This is a genomic window from uncultured Aquabacterium sp., assembly GCF_913773725.1.
Lineage (GTDB): Bacteria > Pseudomonadota > Gammaproteobacteria > Burkholderiales > Burkholderiaceae_C > Aquabacterium.
Window position 1 is genome coordinate 70,395 of sequence record NZ_CAJYGK010000061.1, and the last position, 24,509, is coordinate 94,903.

Annotated in this window: 19 protein-coding genes; 14 read left to right on the top strand and 5 right to left on the bottom strand. The window is 67.6% G+C overall.

The window, feature by feature from the left end; all coding sequences use genetic code 11:
- The first annotated feature begins 19 nt into the window (after positions 1–19).
- The 5 genes from QZ709_RS07855 (at position 20) to lapB (ending at position 6,052) form a co-directional block, all read left to right on the top strand.
- On the top strand, positions 20–2,065 hold the full coding sequence (locus QZ709_RS07855; RefSeq protein WP_294636710.1) for a bifunctional 3-phosphoshikimate 1-carboxyvinyltransferase/cytidylate kinase: 2,046 nt from the start codon (positions 20–22) through the stop codon (positions 2,063–2,065).
- A gap of 188 nt (positions 2,066–2,253) precedes the next feature.
- On the top strand, positions 2,254–3,939 hold the full coding sequence (gene rpsA / locus QZ709_RS07860; RefSeq protein ID WP_294636711.1) for a 30S ribosomal protein S1: 1,686 nt from the start codon (positions 2,254–2,256) through the stop codon (positions 3,937–3,939).
- A gap of 180 nt (positions 3,940–4,119) precedes the next feature.
- On the top strand, positions 4,120–4,449 hold the full coding sequence (locus tag QZ709_RS07865) for an integration host factor subunit beta (protein ID WP_294636712.1): 330 nt from the start codon (positions 4,120–4,122) through the stop codon (positions 4,447–4,449).
- A 7-nt stretch (positions 4,450–4,456) separates the two neighbouring features.
- Complete coding sequence (locus tag QZ709_RS07870; protein WP_366937154.1) at positions 4,457–4,828, top strand: lipopolysaccharide assembly protein LapA domain-containing protein; 372 nt, start codon at positions 4,457–4,459, stop codon at positions 4,826–4,828.
- Between the two features lie 66 nt (positions 4,829–4,894).
- Positions 4,895–6,052, top strand: a complete 1,158-nt coding sequence (lapB, locus tag QZ709_RS07875; RefSeq protein ID WP_294636713.1) for a lipopolysaccharide assembly protein LapB — start codon at positions 4,895–4,897, stop codon at positions 6,050–6,052.
- Here lapB and QZ709_RS07880 read toward each other — a convergent pair.
- Together QZ709_RS07880 and QZ709_RS07885 are read right to left on the bottom strand one after the other, a co-directional pair.
- Positions 6,046–6,612, bottom strand: coding sequence for a copper chaperone PCu(A)C (locus QZ709_RS07880; protein WP_294636714.1), 567 nt, complete (start codon positions 6,610–6,612; stop codon positions 6,046–6,048). The two genes, lapB and QZ709_RS07880, sit on opposite strands and share 7 nt — an antisense overlap.
- Positions 6,613–6,683: 71 nt before the next feature.
- Complete coding sequence (locus QZ709_RS07885) at positions 6,684–8,219, bottom strand: YifB family Mg chelatase-like AAA ATPase (RefSeq protein WP_294636715.1); 1,536 nt, start codon at positions 8,217–8,219, stop codon at positions 6,684–6,686.
- A 304-nt stretch (positions 8,220–8,523) separates the two neighbouring features.
- Between QZ709_RS07885 and glnK the strand changes: the two genes are divergently transcribed.
- From glnK to gshB, 6 genes are all read left to right on the top strand, one after another.
- The gene (gene glnK, locus QZ709_RS07890; RefSeq protein ID WP_294636716.1) at positions 8,524–8,862 is read left to right on the top strand and encodes a P-II family nitrogen regulator; all 339 of its coding nucleotides are present in this window, start codon (positions 8,524–8,526) and stop codon (positions 8,860–8,862) included.
- Positions 8,863–8,958: 96 nt separating this feature from the next.
- Positions 8,959–10,488 carry an ammonium transporter gene (gene amt / locus QZ709_RS07895; protein WP_294636717.1) on the top strand — a complete coding sequence of 510 codons (1,530 nt, stop codon included), beginning with the start codon at positions 8,959–8,961 and terminating at the stop codon, positions 10,486–10,488.
- Between the two features lie 141 nt (positions 10,489–10,629).
- Positions 10,630–11,925 carry a glutamate--cysteine ligase gene (gene gshA / locus QZ709_RS07900; RefSeq protein WP_294636718.1) on the top strand — a complete coding sequence of 432 codons (1,296 nt, stop codon included), beginning with the start codon at positions 10,630–10,632 and terminating at the stop codon, positions 11,923–11,925.
- Between the two features lie 79 nt (positions 11,926–12,004).
- Positions 12,005–13,891, top strand: coding sequence for a potassium transporter Kup (locus tag QZ709_RS07905; RefSeq protein WP_294636719.1), 1,887 nt, complete (start codon positions 12,005–12,007; stop codon positions 13,889–13,891).
- A 23-nt stretch (positions 13,892–13,914) separates the two neighbouring features.
- A complete protein-coding gene (locus QZ709_RS07910) occupies positions 13,915–15,096 on the top strand; it encodes a benzoate/H(+) symporter BenE family transporter (RefSeq protein ID WP_294636733.1) in 1,182 nt (393 codons plus the stop codon).
- Entirely contained in the window at positions 15,093–16,043 is a 951-nt protein-coding gene (gshB, locus tag QZ709_RS07915) for a glutathione synthase (RefSeq protein ID WP_294636720.1), read from the top strand. Before QZ709_RS07910 ends, gshB begins: the two co-directional genes overlap by 4 nt.
- Positions 16,044–16,060: 17 nt before the next feature.
- On the opposite strand, the gene QZ709_RS07920 is transcribed toward gshB, so the two are convergent.
- Both QZ709_RS07920 and QZ709_RS07925 read right to left on the bottom strand, forming a co-directional pair.
- A complete protein-coding gene (locus QZ709_RS07920; protein WP_294636722.1) occupies positions 16,061–16,813 on the bottom strand; it encodes a response regulator transcription factor in 753 nt (250 codons plus the stop codon).
- On the bottom strand, positions 16,810–18,705 hold the full coding sequence (locus QZ709_RS07925) for a histidine kinase (RefSeq protein WP_294636723.1): 1,896 nt from the start codon (positions 18,703–18,705) through the stop codon (positions 16,810–16,812). The genes QZ709_RS07920 and QZ709_RS07925 overlap by 4 nt, the downstream gene beginning before the upstream one ends.
- A gap of 142 nt (positions 18,706–18,847) precedes the next feature.
- On the opposite strand from QZ709_RS07925, the gene QZ709_RS07930 reads away from it, so the two are divergent.
- Positions 18,848–20,785 (top strand): ATP-binding cassette domain-containing protein, encoded by a 1,938-nt coding sequence (locus tag QZ709_RS07930; RefSeq protein ID WP_294636725.1) that lies wholly within the window; start codon positions 18,848–18,850, stop codon positions 20,783–20,785.
- Positions 20,786–20,815: 30 nt separating this feature from the next.
- Here the strand turns inward: QZ709_RS07930 and ptsP are convergent, their stop codons facing one another.
- Positions 20,816–22,606 (bottom strand): phosphoenolpyruvate--protein phosphotransferase, encoded by a 1,791-nt coding sequence (ptsP, locus tag QZ709_RS07935; protein ID WP_294636727.1) that lies wholly within the window; start codon positions 22,604–22,606, stop codon positions 20,816–20,818.
- A 182-nt stretch (positions 22,607–22,788) separates the two neighbouring features.
- Between ptsP and QZ709_RS07940 the strand changes: the two genes are divergently transcribed.
- Together QZ709_RS07940 and QZ709_RS07945 are read left to right on the top strand one after the other, a co-directional pair.
- The gene (locus tag QZ709_RS07940; RefSeq protein WP_294636734.1) at positions 22,789–23,652 is read left to right on the top strand and encodes a GNAT family N-acyltransferase; all 864 of its coding nucleotides are present in this window, start codon (positions 22,789–22,791) and stop codon (positions 23,650–23,652) included.
- 37 nt (positions 23,653–23,689) lie between these two features.
- Positions 23,690–24,509: transcription antitermination factor NusB (locus QZ709_RS07945; protein ID WP_366937155.1), on the top strand; the 820-nt coding region annotated here is incomplete at its 3' end.

A 24,509-nucleotide genomic window follows, 5' to 3' on the forward strand; every position in this document is an offset into this window, starting at 1 on the left:
TTCGGCCGCCGTCTTTCGCATGTACACCACCGCCTTCCTCGACCTGCCGCCCCTGCTGTCTGCCGGCGGCACCATCCGCCTGCCGGGCTCCAAGAGCATCTCCAACCGCGTCCTGTTGCTGGCCGGCCTGAGCGCCGGGACCACCGTGGTGCACGACCTGCTGGCCTCCGACGACACCCGCGTCATGCTCGAAGCGCTGCGCACGCTGGGCTGCACGGTCGAGCAGGACGGTGACACGGTGTCCATCACCGGCCTGGCGGGGCAACTGTCGGTGCTGAACGCCCAGCTGTTCCTGGGCAATGCCGGCACCGCCATGCGGCCGCTGACCGCCGCACTCGCCCTGCTGTCGGCGACGCAGGGCGGTGTGTTCGAGCTCAGCGGCATCCCCCGCATGCACGAGCGCCCCATCGGCGACCTGATCGACGCGCTGCGTCCGCTGGGCTGCCACATCGAATGCCTGGGCAACGAAGGCTACCCGCCGCTGCGCCTGGCCGGCGGCCAGCTCTACCTTGCCGAGCCGATCAAGGTGCGCGGCGATGTCTCCAGCCAGTTCCTGACGGCGCTGCTGCTGGCGCTGCCCCTGGTCTCGCAGCAGCAGGATCTGGTCATTGAGGTGGTCGGCGAGCTGATTTCCAAGCCCTACATCGAGATCACGCTCAACCTGCTGGAACGCTTCGGCATCGCGGTGCGACGCGAGGGCTGGTCGCGCTTCACCATTCCGCAGGGCAGCCACTACCGCTCGCCGGGTGAGATCCACGTGGAGGCCGATGCGTCCTCCGCCTCGTATTTCATCGCGCTCGGCGCGCTGGCCGCCACCGAGCAGCCCGTGCGCATCGAGGGCGTGGGCGCCGCCTCCATCCAGGGCGACATCCGCTTCATCGAGGCAGCCGAGGCCATGGGCGCCCAGGTCAGCTCCGGCCCCAACTGGTTGGAAGTGCGCCGCGGCGCCTGGCCGCTGAACGCCATCGAGCTGGACTGCAACCACATTCCCGACGCGGCCATGACGCTGGCCGTGATGGCGCTGTACGCCAAGGGCACCACGCGGCTGACCAACATCGCCAGCTGGCGCGTGAAGGAAACCGACCGGATCGCCGCGATGGCGACCGAACTGCGCAAGCTGGGCGCCACGGTGGTGGAAGGCCAGGACTTCATCGAGGTCACGCCGCCGGCCAAGGCCTGCTGGGAGCACGCCAGCATCCACACCTACGACGACCACCGCATGGCGATGTGCTTCTCGCTGGCGGCGTTCAACGCGCTGGCGCCCACCGCCACGCCCAACGCCCCGGTGTCGGTCCGCATCGAAGACCCGCGCTGTGTGGCCAAGACCTTCCCGGACTACTTCGAGGCGCTGTTTCAGGTCGCCCGCACCCGCGCCGACCTGATCCCGGTCATCACCATCGACGGGCCCACGGCCTCGGGCAAGGGCACGCTGGCCAGCACGCTGGCGAGCCGCCTGGGCTACCGCTTCCTGGATTCCGGCTCGCTCTACCGCATCGCAGCCCTGCTGGCCACCGAAGCGGGCGTGGACCTGGACGACGGACGCCAGGTCGAGGCGCTGGCCCGCAAGGTGGGCCACAGCATCCCGCTGCACTTCGACGGCGAGCACGTGTGGCTGGGTGGCCGCGATGTCGGCGCGGAACTGCGCCGCGAGGACATCGGTCAGGCCGCCTCGCGCATCTCGGCCAACCCGGGCGTGCGCCAGGCGCTGCTCGACCTGCAGAAGGATTTCCGCGCCCTGCCCGGCCTCGTGGCCGATGGCCGCGACATGGGCACCGTGGTGTTCCCGGACGCCGCGCTCAAGGTATTCCTGACGGCATCGGTGGCGCAGCGCGCCGAGCGCCGGCATAAGCAATTGATCTCCAAAGGCTTTTCTGCTAACCTCAAAGAGATTTGCGCCGATTTGGAGGCGCGCGACCTGCGGGATCGAACCCGCGCGGTGGCGCCCCTGAAGCCGGCTGCAGACGCCCGAAGCCTCGACAACTCGGCGCTGACCATCGACGAATCGGTGGACACCGTGCTGGGTTGGTGGGTCGAGGGCTGGCCTCACGTGATCGTCAAGTCCTGAACCGGACGGCGCCCACGCAAGGTCGTCACAAGGCTGTGGTTCCCAGCGTCTGCTGCCAGGCAGGCGCTTCGCGCAAGCAGGGGTCGGCGCAAAGCCGGCCCGGGTGCCATGTTCTTCAACCCAACCCGTTCTCGTCGTTCCTGTCGGCTTGAACGTTTCCGCTGGCTCACCCCAGCACAGGAAATTCCATGTCTGAATCTTTTGCCGCCCTTTTTGAAGAGTCGCTGCAGCGCGCCAACATGCGCCAGGGCGAAGTCATCACCGCCGAGGTGGTGGCCGTCGAACACAACTTCGTGGTCGTCAACGCCGGCCTGAAGTCCGAGGCCTATGTGCCCATCGACGAGTTCCGCAACGACCAGGGCGAAGTCGAAGTCCAAGTGGGTGACTTCGTCTCGGTGGCCGTGGACGCCATCGAAAACGGCTACGGCGACACCATCCTGTCGCGCGACAAGGCCAAGCGTCTGGCTTCGTGGCTGTCGCTGGAAACCGCTCTGGAATCGGGCGACTTCGTGACCGGCACCGTCAACGGCAAGGTCAAGGGCGGCCTGACCGTTCTGGTCAACGGCATCCGCGCCTTCCTGCCCGGCTCGCTGCTCGACACGCGTCCTGTCAAGGACATGTCGCCGTTCGAGGGCAAGACCATGGAGTTCAAGGTCATCAAGCTCGACCGCAAGCGCAACAACGTCGTGCTGTCGCGTCGCGCTGTGGTGGAAGCCTCGATGGGCGAAGAGCGCGCCAAGCTGATGGAAACGCTGCGCGAAGGCGCGATCGTCCACGGCGTGGTCAAGAACATCACCGAATACGGTGCCTTCGTGGACCTGGGCGGCATCGACGGCCTGCTGCACATCACCGACATGGCATGGCGCCGTGTCCGTCACCCGTCCGAAGTGGTGACGGTTGGCCAGGAACTGACCGCCAAGGTCCTGAAGTTCGACGCCGAGAAGAACCGCGTTTCGCTGGGTCTGAAGCAGATGGGCGACGATCCGTGGGTTGGCGTGTCGCGCCGTTACCCCGCCGGCACCCGCCTGTTCGGCAAGGTCACCAACATCGCTGACTACGGTGCGTTCGTCGAGATCGAACCGGGCATCGAAGGCCTGGTGCACGTGTCCGAAATGGACTGGACCAACAAGAACGTGGCTCCCAACAAGATCGTCAACCTGGGCGACGAAGTGGAAGTCATGGTCCTGGAGATCGACGAAGACAAGCGTCGCATCTCGCTGGGCATGAAGCAGTGCAAGCCGAACCCCTGGGACGACTTCGCTCAGAACTTCAACCGTGGCGACAAGGTCAAGGGCCCCGTCAAGTCGATCACCGACTTCGGCGTGTTCGTCGGCCTGGCCGCTGGCATCGATGGTCTGGTGCACCTGTCCGACCTGTCGTGGAACGAGCCGGGCGAATCGGCTGTCCGCAACTACAAGAAGGGCCAGGAAGTCGAAGCCATCGTGCTGGCCATCGACGTCGAGCGCGAGCGCATCTCGCTGGGCATCAAGCAGCTGGACTCTGACCCGTTCACCAACTTCACGACCCTGAACGACCGTGGCGCCACCGTCACCGGCACCGTCAAGACCGTGGATGCCAAGGGCGCTGAAATCCAGCTGGCCGACGACATCGTCGGTTACCTGCGCGCTTCGGAAATCAGCCGTGACCGCGTCGAAGACGCCCGCAACGTGCTGAAGGAAGGCGACGAAGTCACCGCGATCATCATCAACATCGATCGCAAGACCCGCAACATCCAGCTGTCGGTCAAGGCCAAGGACAATGCAGAACAGCAGGAAGCCCTGCAGTCGCTGCGTGCCGACACCAGCAAGGAAGGCTCCGGCACCACCAGCCTGGGCGCCCTGCTGAAGGCCAAGCTGGACCAGAACAACAACTGATCGCTCGGTTGACGTTCTGAACACGACACCCGCCTGCCCGGGCCCGACGGGGCCCGGCAGCGGGGGTTGTGATGAGCGTGGCTCGGTGGGTCACCCGCCTCGAGCTGACGCTCATCACAGCCTCCAACCCAGGCTGTCGAGCTGGCCCCGAATCCAGCCGACGACTGAAGACGTCCCGACATGACCCGATCCGATCTCGTGGCCCGACTGGCCGAGCGTTTTGGCCAGCTCACGCAGCGTGACGCCGAATTCGCCGTCAAGACCATCCTGGACGCCATGTCCGACGCACTGGCGCGTGGCCACCGCATCGAGATCCGCGGCTTCGGCAGCTTTTCGATCAACCGCCGCCCGCCGCGCATGGGCCGCAACCCCCGTTCGGGAGAACAGGTCCTGATCCCCGAAAAGCTCGTGCCGCACTTCAAACCGGGCAAGGCACTCCGCGAAGGGGTGGATACTCATGGTGCGGCCGCCGTGGCCGACACCCCGTCCACCGATACACCCCGGAGCTGATCTGCCCATGCTGCGCACCCTGAACTGGTTGTTTCGCGCCCTGCTGTTCTTCATCCTGTTCGCGTTCGCGCTGAACAACCAGCACGTCGTTCAACTCAAGTGGTTCATGGGCTACCAGTGGGAAGCACCCATGGTGTTCGTCGTGCTGGCCGTGTTCGTGCTGGGCTGCGTGGCCGGGGTGCTGGCCATGGTGCCGAGCTGGTGGCGTCACCGCCGCGACGCCCGGCAGCGCGCCCACCTGCAGCCGGAGCCGCAGGCGCCCGTTCAGGCGGGCAAAGGGCTGCCCACGGGCGATGCGAGCGCTGCCGGTCCGGCCACCTTGCCGGCCGAGCTGCCGTTCCCGCCCGACATGCCCGCCCCCCGCAAACCGGCACGCTGACCGCATCGCCGAGGGCGCCGCACGCGCGCCATCCTCAACCGTCTGCCCCCCAAGGGCCTCTGACGCATGGAATTCGACTTCTACTGGCTGCTGCTGGCCCTGCCCGCCGCCTTCCTGGCAGGCTGGATGGCTTCCCGACTGGACCTGCGGCAGCTCAAGCGCGAGGACCGCGCCTCGCCGCAGGCCTATTTCAAGGGCCTGAACCTGCTGCTCAATGAACAGCAGGACAAGGCCATCGACGCCTTCATCGAGGCCGTGCAGCACGACCCCGACACGTCCGACCTGCACTTCGCCCTGGGCAACCTGTTCCGGCGTCGGGGTGAGTACGAGCGCGCGATCCGCGTGCACCAGCACCTGCTGGCGCGGGCCGACATCACGCGGGACGAGCGGGAGCGCGCGCAGCACGCCCTGGCACAGGACTTCATGAAGGCCGGCCTGTTCGACCGAGCCGAAGACGCGTTCAAGGCACTCGAGGGCACGGCCTTCACCACCGACGCACGACTGGCGCTGCTGTCCCTGCACGAGCGGTCGCGCAACTGGCATCCTGCCATCGACGTCGCGCGCCAACTGGAAGCGGCAGGCACCGGCTCGTTCTCTCAGCGCATGGCCCACCATTGGTGCGAACTGGCGCAAGAGGCCGACGCCCGGGGACGCCCCGACGAAGCCGAGCAGGCTTTGGCGCGTGCCCGCGAGGCCGCTCCGCAGGCCGCGCGCCCGCTGGTGATCCAGGGTCAGCGCCTGCTGCGCCAGGGGCAGCACGTGGACGCGTTGCGCGCATGGGACGAACTGATGGCCCTTCAGCCCCTGGGGTTCGCGCTGGTGGCCATGGAGTACGCTCAGGCAGCGCAAGCCTGCGGCGAGTCGGCATCGGCCCTGGTCAAACTGGAAGGGCTGTATGCCCAGGCGCCTTCGGTCGAGGTGCTGAATGCCGTGAACCTGCTGCAGCCTGAAGAGCGCCTGCGCCGGCAGCGCCTGATCGAGCACCTGCGTACCCAGCCGTCGCTCTCGGCCGCGCAAGGGTTGATCCGGGAGAGGCTGACCAGCCATGTCCCGCTGGACGAGAGTGAAATCGAAGGCCTTCAGAAGGCCTTGAACACGGCTGCCAGGCCGCTGCAGCGCTACCGTTGCGCCGCCTGCGGGTTCGAAAGCCAGCACTATTTCTGGCAATGCCCCGGCTGTCAGGGCTGGGACACCTACCCGCCCCGTCGCCTGGAAGATCAGTGATGGTGGCCGTGGCCCGGGTGTTCGTGACCCTGCATGGGCATGCCACCTGAACCGCCCGGCGCCCCTCCCTGGACCGGCACGGCAACCGTCTGGGTCAACACCCGGCCGTCTTCGGCCCGCAGTTTCAGTTCGAGCTGCACGGTGCTGCCTGCACTCAGGGGCGTCTTCAGGCCCATGAGCATGAGGTGATGTCCGCCGGGGCGCAGGGTCACTACCTGACCGGTCGGCAGAGGCAGCGACTTGATCGCGCGCATCCGCATCACGTCCCCCTCCATCTTCATCTCGTGCAGCTCGGCCGCCGGCACGCCCGGCACGCTGAACCCGATGAGCGTCAGCGGCTGACTGCTGCGCAAGGTCATGAAGCCGCCCGTGGCCGTCTGGCCCTTGACGGTGGCCCGGATCCAGGCATCCTGCACGTTCACCACACCGGCAGAGGCCTCGGCGTTCGGCGCAGGGGGCACGGCCTTGTCGGCTGCCACGGCCGCCACGCCCGGCAAGGCCAGGCACACGCCCAGCACCAGGGCACGGAAAGACAGGACTTCAGTTGCGACGCGACGCATGAACGGGCTCCAGTTCAGCAGAACAAGGACGCCAGTCTAGCCCCAAGGCCCGAAACGGACCGTGACGCGGATCAGCCGGCCACCTGTAGCACGCGGCGGTACTGGATGGCCTCGGCCACGTGCGGCGTAAGGATGTCGGCCTCCCCGGCCAGATCCGCGATGGTGCGCGCAAGTCTCAACACCCGGTGGAACGCCCGCCCGGACCATCCCAGCCGACCGCAGGCCGCCTGCAGGAATGCCATCGCATCCTGCTGAGGCCTGACATGCTGGGTCAACGCGGCCCCCTCCAGTTGGGCATTGAGCATGCCTTGGCGGGCGATCTGCCGGGCCCGGGCGTCCGCCACACGGGCCGCCACCTCGCGGGTACCCTCGCCATCCGGGCTTCGAGCCAGCACCTCGGGGGCCACCATGGGCACATCCACCTGTACATCGATGCGGTCGAGCAGCGGACCGCTAAGACGGGCCTGGTAGCGAGCCACCTGCTCGGGCGTGCAGCGGCAGGCCTTGAGCGGATTGCCGAAATGCCCGCAGGGGCAAGGGTTCATCGCCGCGAGCAACTGGAAGCGGGCCGGGAAGTCATGTCGACGCGCCGCCCGCGAGATGGTGATGTGCCCCGTTTCGAGCGGCTCGCGCAAGGCCTCCAACGCGGCGCGGGGAAACTCGGGCAGTTCATCCAGGAACAGCAGACCGTGATGAGCCAGCGAAATTTCGCCAGGACGGGGCGGTGATCCGCCGCCCACCATGGCCACCGCCGAAGCGCTGTGATGCGGGCTGCGCATGACCCGCTGCATCCAGCGCGCCGGATCGAAGTGGCCCGCCAGGCTGAGCACGGCCGCCGACTCCAGGGCTTCATCCTGTGCCAAGGGCGGCAGCAGGCCGGCAAAGCGCTGGGCCAGCATGGACTTGCCGGTGCCCGGCGGACCGACCATGAGTGCAGAGTGCTGGCCGGCCGCTGCCACCTCCAGCGCCCGCTTGGCCGCACTCTGGCCCTTGACCTCACGGAGATCGGGCATGCCCGGGTCCCACCTCGACGTGGGCGACACAGGCGACGTCATGCGCACAAGGCCCGCGGCATCCCGCTGCTCGGCCCGCAAGGCCTGGACGACATCCATCAGGTGGGCGGCTCCGTACAGCGGCACTCCCTCGACCAGGGCAGCCTCACGGGCGCTCTCGAGGGGCAGCAGCAGCGCCCGCGCCGTGGCGGACGCATCCCGGTTCAGCGCCAATGCCATCGGGAGGGCGCCCCGCACAGCCCGCAACTCGCCGCCCAGGGACAGCTCCCCAGCAAACTCGAACCCTGCCACCGTCTCGGCGTCCAGCTGGCCCATCGCCGTCAGGATGCCCACCGCGATGGGCAGGTCGAAACGCCCGGACTCCTTAGGCAGATCGGCGGGTGCGAGGTTCACGGTGATGCGCTTGTTGAACGGGAACTCCAGCCCGCAGTTCGCCAGCGCGGCACGCACCCGTTCGCGCGCCTCCTTCACTTCGGTGTCCGCGAGCCCGACCAGGGTAAAGGCGGGCAGGCCATTGGCCAGATGCACCTCGACGGTGACTTCAGGCGCACGCAGGCCATCCAGGGCGCGGCTACGAACCAGGGCAAGAGACATGAAAGGGCCGGGATGTCGAAAGCGATGGCGTGGGATTGTCGTCATCGCCACGCCGCTTGGCTGTCCCCCTGGGGGGTGAACCCCATCGCGATACGCACCATGAAGGTGCAGACTGACGTCATCCGGCCTTCACATGACAGAAGCCGCATGGATGTGGTGCGAAAAGGCACAGCCGCTTCCGTTCTTGCTGCCAAAGCGGTGCGGCCGCTTTCCCGCCTGCCCGGCGGCTCCCCGTTTTGGCGCACTGGCACAGATCATGCAGAGATGAAGGCATCTTTTCAGCCAACCCACCGGAGAACCAACCATGAAAATGGTGACCGCCATCGTCAAGCCATTCAAGCTTGATGAAGTGCGTGAGGCCCTGTCAGCCATCGGCGTGCAGGGCATCACCGTGACCGAAGTCAAAGGCTTCGGCCGCCAGAAGGGCCACACCGAGCTGTACCGCGGTGCAGAGTACGTGGTCGACTTCCTGCCCAAGGTGAAGATCGAAGCCGCCGTCGACGAGTCCATTCTGGATCGGGTCATCGAGGCGATCGAATCGTCGGCCCGCACCGGCAAGATCGGTGACGGCAAGATCTTCGTCACCGATCTGGAGCAGGTCATCCGCATCCGCACCGGCGAAACCGGCAAGGACGCACTCTGATCTCCGGGGCCTGTCCCGCTTGTTCTCCTTCCCCGGCCGCCCCCTCGGGGCTGCGGCCCGGCCAAATCCTCCATCCGAGTATCTGAGAGGCATTTCATGAGAAAGCTCATTGCGTCCATCGCACTGGGGCTCGCCGCCTTCGGCCTGCTGGGCGTGTCGCACGCTCAGGACGCCGCTGCGTCCGCCCCCGTCGCCGCCGAGGCGACCGCTGCACCGGCTCCCGCTGCTGACGCCGCCCCGATGGCAGCCGAAGCCGCTTCGGCCCCTGCCGAGGCCGCCGCTGCCGAGCCCACGCCCAACAAGGGTGACACCACCTGGATGATGGTGTCCACGCTGCTGGTGATCCTGATGACCGTGCCGGGCCTGGCCCTGTTCTACGGTGGTCTGGTGCGCAGCAAGAACATGCTGTCCGTGCTGATGCAGGTGATGGTGACGTTCTCGCTGATCGTCGTGCTGTGGTTCATCTACGGCTACAGCCTGGCGTTCACCGAGGGCAACGCCTACATCGGCGGCCTGGATCGCCTGATGATGAAGGGCATCTGGGACAACGCCGCAGGCACGTTCGCCAATGCCGCCACCTTCAGCAAGGGCGTCGTGATCCCGGAAATCGTGTTTGCCGCCTTCCAGGCCACGTTCGCCGGCATCACCTGTGCCCTGATCGTCGGTGCCTTCGCCGAACGCATCAAGTTCTCAGCCGTGCTGCTGTTCATGGTGCTGTGGTTCACCTTCAGCTACGCCCCCATGGCCCACATGGTCTGGTTCTGGATGGGCCCGGACGCCTACACGTCGGCTGACGTGGTCGAACAGATGAACGCCAAGGCCGGCCTGATCTGGCAGCACGGCGCACTGGACTTCGCCGGCGGCACCGTGGTGCACATCAACGCTGCTGTGGCCGGTCTGGTCGGTTCCTACATGGTCGGTAAGCGCATCGGCTACGGCAAGGAAGCCTTCACTCCGCACTCGCTGACGCTGACCATGGTCGGTGCCTCGCTGCTGTGGGTGGGCTGGTTCGGCTTCAACGCCGGCTCCGCCCTGGAAGCCAACGGCTTCGCCGCCCTGGCCTTCGTCAACACCTTCGCAGCCACCGCAGCCGCCGTGCTGGCCTGGTGCCTGGGTGAAGGCCTGCTCAAGGGCAAGGCCTCGATGCTGGGTGCCGCTTCGGGCGCCGTCGCCGGCTTGGTGGCCATCACCCCGGCTGCCGGCAACGTCGGCATCGGCGGTGCGCTGATCATCGGCCTGATCGCCGGCTTCGTCTGCCTGTGGGGCGTGACCGGTCTGAAGAAGATCCTGGGCGCCGACGATTCGCTGGACGTGTTCGGCGTGCACGGTGTGGGTGGCATCCTGGGCGCCTTGCTGACCGGCGTGTTCAACTCGCCGAACCTTGGCGGTCCGTCGATGGTGGCCGACTGGGTCACCGGCTCGATGGTCACGGCCGACGCGTACTCGATCGCCAGCCAGGTCTGGATCCAGCTCAAGGGCGTGCTGATCACCATCGTGTGGTCGGGTGTGGTCTCGCTGGTTGCCTACAAGATCGTCGACGTGGTCATCGGTCTGCGCGTGCCGGAAGAGGAAGAGCGCGAAGGCCTGGACATCACCTCGCATGGCGAAACCGCCTACCACAAGTGATCCGTCGGGGCTGCGGCCCCACGGCGCAATCCTCTGACAAGGGGCTGCCTTCGGGCAGCCCCTTTTTTTCTTCCGATGCGCCCCCACATGCGGATGTTCCTAGAATGACCCGGTGTCCACCGACCGCCGCCTGCTCCCACCATGGTTCCGCACCTGATCACCGCCCTGACCGGCCCCATCAACGAACTCGAGCAACGCATGCTGGAGTCCATGCCGGCCATCGAGCGCTGGTTCCGTCTGGAATGGATGGAGCACACGCCGCCCTTCTACACCTCGGTGGACCTGCGCAACGCCGGCTTCAAGCTGGCCCCGGTCGACACCAACCTGTACCCGGGCGGTTTCAACAATCTCACGCCGGAAATGCTCCCGCTGGCGGTGCAGGCGGCCATGGCGGCCATCGAGAAGATCTGCCCCGAAGCCAAGAACCTGCTGCTGATCCCCGAGAAGCACACGCGCAACACCTTCTATCTGGCCAATGTGGCGCGCCTGATGCAGATCTTCGGCGCAGCCGGCCTGAACGTCCGCCTGGGCACCCTGGATGAAAGCGTCACCGAGCCGACTGAACTGAGCCTCCCGGATGGCAGCACGCTGACGCTCGAGCCCCTGGTGCGCACCAAGCGCCGACTGGGTCTCAAGCACTTCGACCCGTGCACCATTCTGGTGAACAACGATCTGTCGGCCGGCATCCCGCCCGTGCTGGAGAACCTGCACGAGCAGTACCTGCTGCCGCCGCTGCATGCCGGCTGGGCCGTGCGCCGCAAGAGCCAGCATTTCGAGGCCTACGAGGAAGTGGCCAAGAAGTTTGCCAAGCTGCTGGGCATGGACCCGTGGCTCATCAACCCCATGTACGCCGTGTGCGAAGGCGTGGACTTCCAGTCCGGCGAAGGGTTGGATGCCCTGCAGACGCAGGTGGAAGGCATGCTGAACAAGGTGCGCCGCAAGTACAAGGAATACGGGATCAACGAGAAGCCCTTCGTCATCGTCAAGGCCGACAACGGCACCTATGGCATGGGGATCATGACCGTGCGGGACGCCAAGGACATGGCCGACCTCAACCGTCGCACGCGCAACAAGATGTCGGTGGTCAAGGACGGCCAGGAAGTCAGCCGGGTCATCATCCAAGAAGGCGTGCCGACCTACGAACGCATCAACGATGCCGTGGCCGAGCCGGTGGTCTACATGATCGACCGGTATGTGGTGGGCGGTTTCTACCGCGTCCACGCCGAACGCGGCGTGGACGAAAACCTCAATGCGCCGGGTTCCAGCTTCGTGCCGCTGGCTTTTGCCGAGCCGGCCCACCTTCCCCGCCCAGGGGCCAAACCGGGTGCCAGCGCCCCCAATCGGTTCTACATGTACGGGGTGATCGCGCGGTTGGCCATGCTGGCGGCCAGCTACGAGCTGGAAGCCACTGATCCGAACGCAGAAATCTACGCCTGAACGAGGGCCGCACGGAACTGTTCGCGACGAGGCCGAACAAAGGCAAAATGGTCGGCTGTCGAAACGCGAACCTCCTCACGTGCAACACAGCTCCAGCGCCGCCCTCGGCGGCAAACAGCTCGCCGCCCTCACCCTCGGTGCCATCGGCATCGTTTATGGCGACATCGGCACCAGCCCGCTGTACGCCCTCAAAGAGGTCTTCGCACACGGCCACGTCCCGCTGAGCCCCGAGAACATCTACGGCATCCTGTCGATGATGTTCTGGACGCTGACGGTCATCGTCTCGCTCAAGTACGTCACGCTGATCCTGCGGGCCGACAACAACGGCGAAGGCGGCCTGATCGCCATGCTCGCGCTGGCCTCCACCGCAGTCGCGCACCGGCCGGCATTGCGCAACAAGCTCCTGGCCATCGGCATCTTCGGCACGGCCATCTTCTTCGGTGACGGCGTGATCACCCCGGCCATCTCGGTGCTGTCTGCCGTCGAGGGGATGGAGGTGGCAGCGCCCGCGCTCGAGCGCTTCGTGGTGCCAGTGACACTGGTGGTTCTGACCGGGCTGTTCATGGTGCAGAAGCACGGCACGGGCGGCATCGGCAAGTTCTTCGGGCCGGTCACGGCGCTGTGGTTCATCGTGCTGGCTGTGCTGGGGATCGGGCACATCGTGCGCAACCCCGCGGTGCTGGTCGCGCTCAGCCCGCACCACGCACTGATGTTCATCATCAACCAGCCGGGCATGGCCTTCATCGCGCTCGGCTCGGTGATCCTGTGTGCCACAGGGGCCGAGGCGCTGTATGCCGACATGGGGCATTTCGGCAAGAAGCCCATCCGCCTGGCCTGGTTCAGCCTGGTGATGCCGGCCCTGGTGCTCAACTACTTCGGCCAAGGGGCCATGCTGCTCGCCCACCCCGAGAACGTGGGCAATCCCTTCTACGAGATGGCGCCCCAATGGGCCCTGTACCCGCTGGTCGCGCTGGCGACGTGCGCCACGGTGATCGCGTCGCAGGCGCTGATCTCGGCCGCCTTCTCGGTCACCAAGCAGGTGATCCAGCTGGGCTACCTGCCGCGTCTGCGCATCCTGCACACCTCCGTCAACGAGACCGGGCAGATCTACATCCCCTTCGTCAACTGGACGCTGTACGGATGCATCGTGCTGGCCGTGATCTTCTTCGGCTCCAGCAGCAAGCTCGCCTCGGCCTACGGCATCACCGTCACCATCGACATGCTTATCACGACGGTCATGACCTTCTTCGTGATCCGCTTTGCGTGGAAGCTGCCCATCGCCCTGTGCATCGGAGCGACCGGCGTGTTCTTCGTGATCGACCTGATGTTCTTCAGCGCCAACGTGATCAAGGTGGTCGACGGCGGCTGGTTCCCGCTGCTGATCGGCATCGTCATGTTCAGCCTGATGATGACGTGGCGCGATGGACGCCACCTGCTGAGCGAGCGCCTGCGCTCGGATTCGATCGACCTCAAGCCCTTCCTGGAAGCGGTGTTCTCCAGCCCGCCCCAGCGCGTGGAAGGCACGGCCGTGTTCCTGAACGCGGATGCGGGCACCACACCGAACGCCCTGCTGCACAACCTCAAGCACAACAAGGTGCTGCACAAGCAGAATCTTTTCGTGACGGTGAAATCGCACGAGGTGCCGTGGATCGGCTTCAACAAGCGCGTCGAGGTCGAATCGCTGGGCAACAGCTGCTGGCAGATCATGCTGCACTTCGGTTTCAAGAACGAGCCCGACGTGCCGGACGCGCTCAAGCTCGTGCGCCAGCACGGCATCCACATCGACGACATGGAGACCAGCTACTTCCTGTCGCGCGACATCGTGATCCCCACCATCGGCGGCGGCATGGCGCCATGGCGTGAGAAGTTGTTTGCCAGCATGCACCGCAACGCATCGGGTGCAGCGGACTTCCTGAGCCTGCCGGCCAACCGCGTGGTGGAGCTGGGCTCCAAGGTCGAGCTCTGAGCGTGTTGCCCTCGCTCTCGCGCATGGCGCGCGACACCGCGCTGTCCTCCGTCTCGGCGGGCTTCGTGGCCACGCTGGTGGCCTTCACCAGCACGATTGCGCTGGTGTTCCACGCCGCCCGCATGCTGGGGGCGACACCGGAGCAGCTGAGCTCATGGGTGCTGGCGCTCGGCATGGGCATGGGCGTGGGCAGCATCGGGCTGTCGCTGTGGTTGCGGGCGCCCGTGCTGGTGACCTGGTCCACACCCGGTGCAGCCGTGATCGCCACCGCCGCCACGGGTGTGAGCCTGGCCGAGGCCACGGGCGCCTTTCTGGTGTGCGGGCTGCTGATGTGGCTGTGCGGCGTGACGCGGCTGTTCGAGCGCATCATGGACCGCATCCCGGTGGCCCTGGCCTCGGCGCTGCTGGCGGGCATCCTGGCGCGCTTTGCGCTGCAGTCGTTTTCCGCCGCGTCGACCCAGCCGCTGCTGGTCATCACCATGCTGCTAGCCTACCTGCTGGGCAAGCGCTGGATCCCACGCTATGCCGTGCTGGGCGTGCTCGGGATGGGCATGGTGGTCACCGGTCTGCGCGGCCAGCTCGACACCTCCCAACTCAGCCTGGCGCTGGCCACCCCGGAGTTCGTGATGCCGGCGTTCTCGTGGCATGCGGTCATCGGCATGGGCTTGCCGCTGTTCATCGTCACCATGGCCTCGCAGGCCGTGCCTGGCATCTCGGCCATCCGCGTGGCCGGTTACCCGGCACCGGTGTCGTCGCTGATGAGCTGGTCCGGCATCCTGACGCTGGTGTTCGCGCCCTTCGGTGGCTACACCTTCAACCTGGCGGCCATCACGGCGGCCATCGTGCTGAGCCCACACGCCCATCCTGAAGCGGACCGCCGCTACATGGCGGCCGTGTACGCGGGCGTGTTCTACATCCTGATGGCGCTGCTGGGCGGCGCAGTGGCCGGGCTGCTGGCCGCCTTTCCCGAGGCCATGGTCATCTCGGTGGCCGGCCTGGCGCTGCTGGGCACGATCGCCAACGGGCTGGCGGCCTCGCTGCACGACGTGCGCTACCGCGAAGCGGCCATCATCACCTTCCTCGTAACGCTGTCCGGCGTGACGCTGCTGGGGATCGGCTCGGCCTTCTGGGGCCTGGTCGCCGGCGCGCTGACGCTGTTCGTGGAACACTTCCGCCATCGCACCGAACAGGCTGACTCCCCATGAAGCTGCTTTTCGTCGTCGATCCGCTCGACACCTTCAAGACCTACAAGGACAGCACCTTCGCGATGATGCGCGAGGCGGCCGCACGCGGTCACGAGCTGTGGGCCTGCGAGCCGCACCAGATCGTCTGGCAGCGCGACGGCCGCGTGCAGACCGAGGCGGCCCGCATCACGCTGACCGGCGACGCCGACGACTGGTACACCGTGCAGGAACTGGCGGTGATGGCACTGGCCGATGCCGATGCCGTGCTGATGCGCAAGGACCCGCCCTTCGACGCCGAGTACCTGCACGCCACGCACCTGCTGAGCCAGGCCGAGCGCGAGGGCGCCCGTGTGTTCAACAGCCCACAGGCCCTGCGCGAACACCCGGAAAAGCTGGCCATCATGGCCTACCCGCAGTTCATCGCGCCCACGCTGGTCACGCGTGACATCGAGACCGTGCGCGCCTTCCATGCGCAGCACCGCGACGTGATCCTCAAGCCGCTCGATGGCATGGGCGGCATGGGCATCTTCCGCGTGAAGGACGATGGCCTGAACCTGGGCAGCGTGGCCGAGACGCTGACGCGCAACGGCACCCAGACCATCATGGTGCAGAAGTTCCTGCCGGCCATCAGCGAGGGCGACAAGCGGGTGCTGGTCATCGATGGCGAGCCGGTGCCTTATGCGCTGGCCCGCATTCCGCAAGGCGGCGAGGTGCGCGGCAACCTGGCTGCCGGAGGCAAGGGCGTGGCTCAACCCCTGAGCGAGGCCGACCTGGCCATCGCGCGCCATCTGGGCCCGATCCTGGCGGCACGGGGCCTGTTGCTGGTCGGGCTGGACATCATCGGGGACCGCCTCACCGAGATCAACGTCACCAGCCCCACCTGCTTCCAGGAGATCACGCAGCAGACGGGATGGGATGTGGCCGCGCGCTTCATCGACGCGCTGGAGGCGCGCCTCGCATCCGCCTGATCGCCGCCGCCGGTGGGTCAGCCCTTGGGCCGCATGCCGAGCACGTCGAGCAGGCCCAGGCGGCTGGCCTCGTACACCGCTTCGCTGCGTGAATGCACGGCCAGCTTGGCGTACAGCTTCTTGATGTAGGTCTGCACCGAGTGCACGGTGATGCCCTGCTCGCGCGCGATCTCGGCATACGAATAGCCGCGGGCGATGAACTCGAGCACCTCCTGCTCGCGGCGGCTGAGGCTCACGGGCAGGCGGGCCGGGTCGGTGTCGGCCTGCTCGGCGAATGGGGTCATGACCGCCAGCGCGGTCTGCTCCGTCGGGGCCAGCACACGCCCCAGGTCGGGCAGAGGCCGCAGCCGCTTGAGCAGATGCCGCGCAATCATCGGCGAAATCGGCGAGGCGCCCTGCTTGACGGCCAGCAGGGTGTCGGCGATGTCGGCCGCGTCATCGTCCTTGTGGACGTAGCCGACGGCGCCCGCTTCAATGCTGGCGACCACGTTGTCCTCGTCACCGAACATCGAGACCACCAGCATGTCGCAGGCCGGCCAGCGCTGGTGCACCTGGCGCATCAGGGTCAGGCCGCTGCCATCGGGCAGGCCGAGGTCGACCAGCAACAGGTCGGCCCCTTGCTGTTCGAACCAGGCGGAGGCAGGTGCGAGCGTGCCGAACGACGCACCGAGTCGCAACCCGGGATGGGCCTCGATGGACTGTTCCAGAAAGTGCCGGGTCTGCTGGTTGTCTTCCACCAGCACCACGGTCCAGGGGCGCGCGCTGTTCATGGTGCCGAGGATAAACCCGTCAGCGGCAACACCAGCCGAACCGCCAGCCCGCCCGTGCGCGGGGTGTCGAAGTGCAGTGCCACCCCGACCTGGCTGGCCCGCGCCAGCATGCCGACCACGCCCTGCCCTCGCGGCGCTGCACCCGGATCCCAGCCCACGCCGTTGTCGGCCAGAACGACCTCGATGGCCTCGCCCGCGACCCGGGCGGACAGGTGGAGCTGTGTGGCGTGCGCATGCTGCAGCACGTTGGACAGGGCCTCGTACAGGATGTACTGCAACTGTCGCAGCACCGGGGGACTGCCCGCCGGCCACAGCGGCAAGGGCGCGACATCCCAATGCAGGGTGATGCCGGCGGCCTCCAGTCGCGGAGCCAAGCGGTAACGCCAGCTTGCCAGCAGCCCGGCCACATCGCCGGCCGGCAGGGACATGGCGTCGATCGTCAGCTTGAGCTGTGCGAGCGAGTCGCGCAGGGTCTGCGTCACCAGGTGGATGTCCGGAGGCTGGGTGCCCGGCGCCTGCAGCTGGCGCAGCGCGGAGGTAAGGTGGGCCCCCACGCCATCGTGCATGTCCTTCAGAATGCGGGCGCGCTCAGCGCTGGCCGCCTGGGCCGTCTCCAGCGCCGACAGGCGAGCAAAGCTCTCGCGCAGCGCGGCCTCGCGCTCGGCCACCCGTGTGGCCAGCGTGCGATTGAGGTCATGCAGCGCCACCCGCGCACGGGCCTGATCGCCAGCCAGGATCACGAAGCTGCAGAAGATCAGCACCGGCCCGAACACACCGATCAGGTAGACCGAGTCGAACGGCAAACGCCCGTTGACGACCAGCAGGTCGTGAAACGCCGAAGGCACGAGCACCGCACACCCCAGCACCAGCCACCAGCCGTCCGGCCGGCGCGCGCGCACCACATGCCGAATGGCCAGCGCCATGCCGATCAAGGCGATGCCGTAGATGCCGATGTAGACCTCGGCCGTGCGATCGAAATCGGCCAGCGTGGCATGGTAGATCGGCACCAGCGCCATCAGCACGCCGAAGACCCGGGCCACCTGCCGCGCCGGGCATTCCGCAAAGCGAAAGAAGAAGGCGCACAGCGCCAGCTGGTACCACTGCGTGAGCGTGCTGCGCAGCCCTTCCCAGAAGGCGGCCGCGGTCATCGGCTCGGGGCGAATCATCAGCAGGGTGGCAACACCCCACAGCAATGCCGCCAGGCCCATGTAACCGATGGCCCCCAGGCTGCGGTCGCGCCACCAGGCCAGCACCATCACCAGGCCGCAGGTGATCAGGGCCGTGTGGATGAAGTTCATGAGGTCGACCTGAACCCAGCGGCGCAGCCGGTAGGGCTCCGAGACCTGTTCCAGCGGCCCGATGGAGATGGGCGCTAGCCCTTCACGCGCGGCATGCCCGCTGGCCACCCGCACGTCGATCACGTTGAAGCCGTCGCGCCACAGCGTGGACGGCACGGTAAACAGCAGCGGTACGTACCAGTTGCGGGTCACGGGCTCGGTCATGGAGCCGGAGAATGGCAGCGCCACGCCGTTGATCCAGACCTGGCCATTCATGGACACGCGGGGCAGGTAGACGGCCCAGGTCGACTGGGGCGCACCGTCCAGTGACACCCGGAATCGATACCACATCGATCCCACGTGACCGGGATGCGTGTCCTGCCAGCGATGGGGCAACTGGGTGTGCAGCCATGGCGCGTCCTGGCTGGGGGGCTGCTCGCCATGGACACCGGCCACCAGCACGCAGGCCTGGTCCAGCGTATGCAGCACCTCGCCCCGCAGGGGCACGACGTGCACGCCGAGAGCGTCGGTCGCTGCGCGGGCCGGCACCACGCAGCACACCCACACCACCGCGAGCAGCAGGCCCGCCATCGCCACGAGCCGTCCCACCTTCATGCCCGCACCAATGCGGAAAGGGACCGTGCCCCGCGCCATCAAGCCAACCATCCCGTCATTGTCTCGCGGGGTGCCCCGACCGTCTGCCCCCCGCTTGGGGCGACAATGCGGGGTTTCCGCATCCGCATCCTGCTGCCCCACCATGGCCGTTCTCACCCTGAGCCAGGCGCAACTCGCCTTCGGCCACGTCGCCCTGCTTGACCACGCCTCGTTTTCGCTGGAGGCGGGCGAGCGCGTCGGCCTGATCGGCCGCAACGGCACCGGCAAGTCCTCGCTGCTGAAGATTCTGGCCGGGCTGGAGCGGCCCGACGACGGGCAACTGCAGGTGCAAAGCGGCATCGAGGTGGCCTACGTGCCCCAGGAGCCGAGCTTTGCCGAGGGCGCCACGGTGTTCTCGACCGTCAGCGAAGGCCTCGAAGAAGTCAAGGCGCTGCGCGCGCGGTTCGAAGCCCATGCCGATGGCGAGGACCTGGATGCCCTGATGACCCAGATCGAGTCCCGCAACGGCTGGAACTGGGAGCAGCGGGTGGAAGAAAGCCTGCAGCGCCTGCGGCTGTCGCCCGAGTTGCCGATCGCCGGGCTGTCAGGGGGCACAAAAAAGCGCGTGGCCCTGGCCCGCGCCCTCGTCGCCAGCCCGCACGTGCTGCTGCTCGACGAGCCGACCAACCACCTGGACCTGGACGCCATCACCTGGCTGGAAGAGCTGCTGGTCGCCTTCAAGGGCAGCATCATCATGATCAGCCACGACCGGGCCTTTCTGGACGCCACCTGCACCCGCATCGTCGAGCTGGACCGCGGCATCCTGCGCAGCTACCCCGGCAACTTCGCGGCCTACCAGGCACTGAAGGAGCGCGAACTGGCGGACGAGGCGCTGGCCAATGCCCGCTTCGACAAGCTGCTGGCTCAGGAAGAGGTGTGGATCCGCAAGGGCGTCGAAGCCCGGCGCACGCGCTCGGTGGCCCGCGTCAAGCGGCTGCATGAGCTGCGCGAACAGCGAGCCGTGCGCCGTGATGTGGTCGGCAAGGCCAAGCTCGAGGTTTCGCAGGCCGACCGCAGCGGCAAGATCGTCGCCGAGCTCGACAACGTCAGCAAGGCCTTTGGCGGGCGCACCGTGGTGCAGGGCTTCACCGGCACCATCATGCGGGGCGACAAGGTCGGCCTGGTCGGCCCCAACGGTGCGGGCAAGACGACCTTGCTCAAGCTCATCCTGGGCGAACTGCAGCCCGACAGCGGCACCGTGCGGCTGGGCTCGAACCTCCAGGTGGCCTATTTCGACCAGATGCGGGACCACCTTGATCTGGACGCCACGCTGGCCGATTTCATCAGCCCGGGCAGCGAATGGATCGAGCTCAATGGCAGCCGCAAGCACGTCATGGGCTATCTGCAGGACTTCCTGTTTGCCCCGGCCCGTGCCAACTCGCCCGTGCGCACGCTCAGCGGCGGCGAGCGCAACCGGCTGCTGCTGGCGCGCCTCTTCGCCAAGCCAGCCAACGTGCTGGTGCTCGACGAGCCCACCAACGACCTCGACATCGAAACCCTCGACCTGCTAGAAGAGCTGCTCGGCGACTTCCCCGGCACGGTCTTCCTGGTCAGCCACGACCGGCGCTTCCTCGACAACGTGGTCACCTCGACGCTGGTGGCCGAAGGCGAAGGCCACTGGCGCGAGTACGAAGGCGGCGTGGAAGACTGGCTGATCCAGTCACGCCGGGCCCGCGCCCTGGCGGCCAACAAGCCAGGCGCCGCGGCCATTGCCAGCGCCAGCAAACAGGCAGCCGGGGCCGACACCCGCACGCCCGTGGCCGTGGCGGCCGACACCGCGCCCGCGTCCACCCCGGCCGCCCCCGTCGTGGCCCAGCCCAAGCGCAAGCTGAGCTACAAGGAACAGCGCGAGCTGGACGAACTGCCCGGCCGCATCGAGGCGCTGGAAACCGAGCAGGCCGAGCTCAACAAGCAACTGGCCGACCCGGACATCTACCGCAAGGAAGGTGCGAACGTGGCGGCCATGCACGCCCGTGTCGAAGAAATCGACGAACTGTTGATGACCTTGCTGGAACGCTGGGAAACGCTGGGCCAGCGCTGAGTCGGGCGCGTCAGCGGGGCAGGCGGAACGTCAGGCCCGCCGGGCCACGGGCGACACCACACCGCCTTGCTGGGCCAGCAGCTCGGCACAGGTGGCTTCCGGGTCCTCGCTGTACAGCACCTCGTCCAGCAAGGGGGCCAGGCGGCGCGTGTCGGCCCGCAGCACGCGCTGCTTGACCGAGGCCACCTGCGTGGGGTGCATCGAGAAGCTGCGCAGGCCCATGGACAGCAGCAGCTCGGTGAAGGCCGGGTCGCCCGCCATTTCGCCACACACACTCACGCCCTTGCCTGCGGCCCGCGCCCGGGCGATGGTGCTGGCCACCAGTTGCAGCACGGCCGGATGCCAAGCGTCGTAGAGATGGGCCACCGCCTCATCGGCCCGGTCGATGGCCAGGGTGTACTGAATCAGGTCGTTCGTGCCGATGGACAGGAAGTCGAAGTGCTTGAGGAACAGCGGCAGGGTCAGCGCCGCCGCCGGCACCTCGATCATCGCGCCGAGCTCGACTTCGCCGCAGGGCTTGCCCGCGTCCGCCAGCTGCCGCTTCGCGTGCGCGATGTGCTCCAGGGTCTGCGAGATTTCGCGCTGGCTGGCCAGCATCGGGATCAGGATCTTGACAGGCCCGTGGGTGGCCGCACGGAACAGGGCACGCAGCTGACGCCGGAACATGCTCGGCTCGGACAGGCTCCAGCGGATCGCCCGCAGGCCCAGCGCCGGGTTCAGCACCGACTCGTGCCGCAGCTCGGCAGCGGACAGGCCATCCAGCGGCTTGTCGGCCCCGATGTCCACCGTTCGGATCGTGACCGGCAGGCCCTTCATCGACTCCACCGCACGGCGGTAGGCGTCGTACTGCTCTTCTTCGTCGGGCAGGTTGCCGCCGCGGTTCATGAACAGGAACTCGGAGCGGAACAGGCCCACGCCTACGGCACCGGCCTCCAGCGCCGCCGGCGCGTCTTCCGGCATCTCGATGTTGGCCAGCAGCTCCACGCGCTCGCCGTCCAGCGTCACGGCCGGGGTGTGGCGCAGCCGGGCCAGGCGCCCGCGCTCCAGCTCACTCTGGCGCTGGCGGAAGCGGTATTCCTCCAGCACGATGGGCGAGGGGTCGACGATGACCAGGCCGGCATCGCCGTCGATGATGATGCAGTCGTCCGAACGGATCAGGTGGCTCGCCTGGCGAGCGCCCACGACGGCGGGGATGTCCATGCTGCGGGCCACGATGGCCGTGTGCGAGGTCTTGCCGCCCACGTCCGTCACGAAGCCCTTGAACACGCTGCGCTTGAAATTCAGCATGTCGGCCGGCGCAATGTCGCTGGCCACCAGCACCAGCGGTTCGTCGCCACCGAAGTCGCGGTGCTCCCCGCCATCGGGTACCGCCGACGGTTTGCCCTTGCTCAGGCTGCGCAGCAGCCGCTCCACCACCTGCTCCAGATCGGCCTTGCGCTCGCGGATGTACGGGTCGTCCATCTCGTCGAACTGGCGCGCCAGGACCTCGAGCTGGGCCGACACCGCCCATTCGGCGTTGTAGTGGCGCTCGCGGATCCAGTCGGCCGACGCCCCCACCAGGGCCTCGTCCTGCACCAGCATCAGGTGCACGTCCAGCAGCGCCGCCAGCTCGGCCGGCGCATCGGCCGGCAGATCGCGCTTGAGCGCCTCGAACTCGGTCGTCACTGCATCACGCGCAGCCAGCAGCCGCCCCACCTCCGATTCGATCAGGCTGGGGTCGATGAAGACGTGCGGCACGTCCACGCGACTGGACGCCACCAGCACGGCACGGCCGATGGCCACACCGCGTGACACCGGCAGGCCGAAGATCTGGATGCTCATGGTTTGATCGTAACAGCGGGCGCCCCCGTACCCCGGGGGCAAAGCTCAGGGTTGACACCCATGCCGTGCCACTCTGGCCGGCATACGTGGGGCGTCATGCAACTGTCACGCCAGGTTCATGTCAGCGTCACCCCATCGGATCACAGTCACGGCTCATGTCCACGAAGACCCCGGAGATGACCATGCGTGACCTGCCTCTGCCCACGCTGCCGATGGCCGACCTGTCCACCCGCCTGTCGGCCGAGACCCGTGCCGCCCGGAGGTCACTTCATCCGCGCTCCGCATCCGGTGAGCCCGATGCCGCCGCGCGCGCCGGCCTGGCGGTCGTTTGGGCGCGCTCTGAAGAGGATGTTCGGGCCGCTCAACGACTGAGGTACCGCGTCTTTGCCGAGGAAATGGGCGCGCGCCTGAACGTGCCGGCCGGCAGCCCCCCAGGCCACGACATCGACCTGTTCGACCCCTATTGCGAGCACCTGCTGGTGCGCCTGCTGGGGAACGACGGCGAGCCCGGCGAAGTCATCGGCACCTACCGCGTGCTCACGCCGGACGCGGCCCGTCGCGTCGGCGGCCTCTACAGCGAGACCGAGTTCGACCTGACCCGCCTGCGCCCGATGCGCAGCCGCATGGTGGAGCTGGGCAGATCGTGCGTACACCCGGATCACCGACATGGTGGCGCGATCATGGCGCTGTGGGGGGCCCTGGCCGAGTTCATGGTGCGCAACGAGCTGGACACCATGGTGGGCTGCGCCAGCATCAGCATGCGCGATGGCGGCCATGTCGCAGCCAGCCTCTGGGAGCAACTGCGTCACACCCACCTCGCCCCGATCGACGTGCAGGTGCGCCCGCGCCTGCCGCTGCCGGTCGAGGAACTGGATCGCCACCTGCAGGTCGAGCCGCCGGCGCTGATCAAGGGCTACCTGCGCGTGGGCGCCAAGATCCTGGGCGCCCCGGCCTGGGACCCCGATTTCCATACGGCCGACCTGCCGATGCTGATGCGCATTGCCGATCTGCCGGCCCGTTACCGTCGCCATTTCCTGGGCGTCTGACCGAGGACAGGCCGCGGCAGCGCATAGACTGCGCGCCATGCGCCAAACGCCTCCGCCGTCCCGCCCCCGTCCGTCCGCCTCTCCCGCTCCGGCTGCACCGCCCTCAGGCGGCAGCCTGCCCCTGTGGCAGTTGCTGACCGGCTGTGCCGAGGCCGTGGCCGCCGTGCGCGAGGGGCGCTCGCTGACCGACGTGCTGGCCGAGCGTCCGGCCGCCGAACGCCCGGGCGTGCAGGCGCTGTCTTTCGCCGTGCTGCGCCGCCTGGGACTGGCGCAAGCCCTGCGCAAGGCCCTGGTGCCCAAGGCCCCGGCGCCCTGGGTGGACGCCCTGCTGCTGTCCGCCCTGGCCCTGGCCAGCGGCACCGAGTACGCCGGCCACACCCTGGTCGACCAGGCGGTGGAAGCCGCCAAGCGCCGGGCGCGGCCGGCCAGCGGTCTGGTCAACGCCGTGCTGCGGCGCTTTCTGCGCGAACAGGCCGAGCTGCTGAACGCCGTCGAGGCCGACCCGGTGGCCCGCTTCAACCACCCCGCCTGGTGGATCAAGCGGCTCAAGAAGGACTGGCCCGAGCACTGGCAGGCCATCCTGATGGCCAACCAGGAACAGCCGCCCATGACCCTGCGCGTCAACACCCGTCACGGCAGCGTCGCGACCTACCATGCACGCCTGGTTGACGCCGGACTGCTGCCGGCCGACAGCACGCCGCCGCCGGCACAACCCGGGGCACCTTCGCCCATTGCTCTGCCGCACGGGGTGCCCGTGCACCGCCTGCCCGGCTTCGATGCCGGAGACGTGTCGGTGCAGGACGCCGCCGCGCAAATTGCCGCGCCGCTGCTGGTTCACGCAGGCGGTCAGGCCTTGC

Bases quoted from the DNA above. Each gene is read 5' to 3' on its own strand.
- QZ709_RS07940 (WP_294636734.1), top strand. From the start codon at position 22,789: ATGCGTGACCTGCCTCTGCCCACGCTGCCGATGGCCGACCTGTCCACC.
- QZ709_RS07865 (WP_294636712.1), top strand. From the start codon at position 4,120: ATGACCCGATCCGATCTCGTGGCCCGACTGGCCGAGCGTTTTGGCCAG.
- QZ709_RS07930 (WP_294636725.1), top strand. From the start codon at position 18,848: ATGGCCGTTCTCACCCTGAGCCAGGCGCAACTCGCCTTCGGCCACGTC.
- QZ709_RS07870 (WP_366937154.1), top strand. From the start codon at position 4,457: ATGCTGCGCACCCTGAACTGGTTGTTTCGCGCCCTGCTGTTCTTCATC.
- QZ709_RS07920 (WP_294636722.1), bottom strand. From the start codon at position 16,813: ATGAACAGCGCGCGCCCCTGGACCGTGGTGCTGGTGGAAGACAACCAG.
- QZ709_RS07910 (WP_294636733.1), top strand. From the start codon at position 13,915: ATGGCGCGCGACACCGCGCTGTCCTCCGTCTCGGCGGGCTTCGTGGCC.
- gshA (WP_294636718.1), top strand. From the start codon at position 10,630: ATGGTTCCGCACCTGATCACCGCCCTGACCGGCCCCATCAACGAACTC.
- rpsA (WP_294636711.1), top strand. From the start codon at position 2,254: ATGTCTGAATCTTTTGCCGCCCTTTTTGAAGAGTCGCTGCAGCGCGCC.
- QZ709_RS07925 (WP_294636723.1), bottom strand. From the start codon at position 18,705: ATGAAGGTGGGACGGCTCGTGGCGATGGCGGGCCTGCTGCTCGCGGTG.
- glnK (WP_294636716.1), top strand. From the start codon at position 8,524: ATGAAAATGGTGACCGCCATCGTCAAGCCATTCAAGCTTGATGAAGTG.
- gshB (WP_294636720.1), top strand. From the start codon at position 15,093: ATGAAGCTGCTTTTCGTCGTCGATCCGCTCGACACCTTCAAGACCTAC.
- lapB (WP_294636713.1), top strand. From the start codon at position 4,895: ATGGAATTCGACTTCTACTGGCTGCTGCTGGCCCTGCCCGCCGCCTTC.
- QZ709_RS07880 (WP_294636714.1), bottom strand. From the start codon at position 6,612: ATGCGTCGCGTCGCAACTGAAGTCCTGTCTTTCCGTGCCCTGGTGCTG.
- QZ709_RS07855 (WP_294636710.1), top strand. From the start codon at position 20: ATGTACACCACCGCCTTCCTCGACCTGCCGCCCCTGCTGTCTGCCGGC.
- amt (WP_294636717.1), top strand. From the start codon at position 8,959: ATGAGAAAGCTCATTGCGTCCATCGCACTGGGGCTCGCCGCCTTCGGC.
- QZ709_RS07885 (WP_294636715.1), bottom strand. From the start codon at position 8,219: ATGTCTCTTGCCCTGGTTCGTAGCCGCGCCCTGGATGGCCTGCGTGCG.
- ptsP (WP_294636727.1), bottom strand. From the start codon at position 22,606: ATGAGCATCCAGATCTTCGGCCTGCCGGTGTCACGCGGTGTGGCCATC.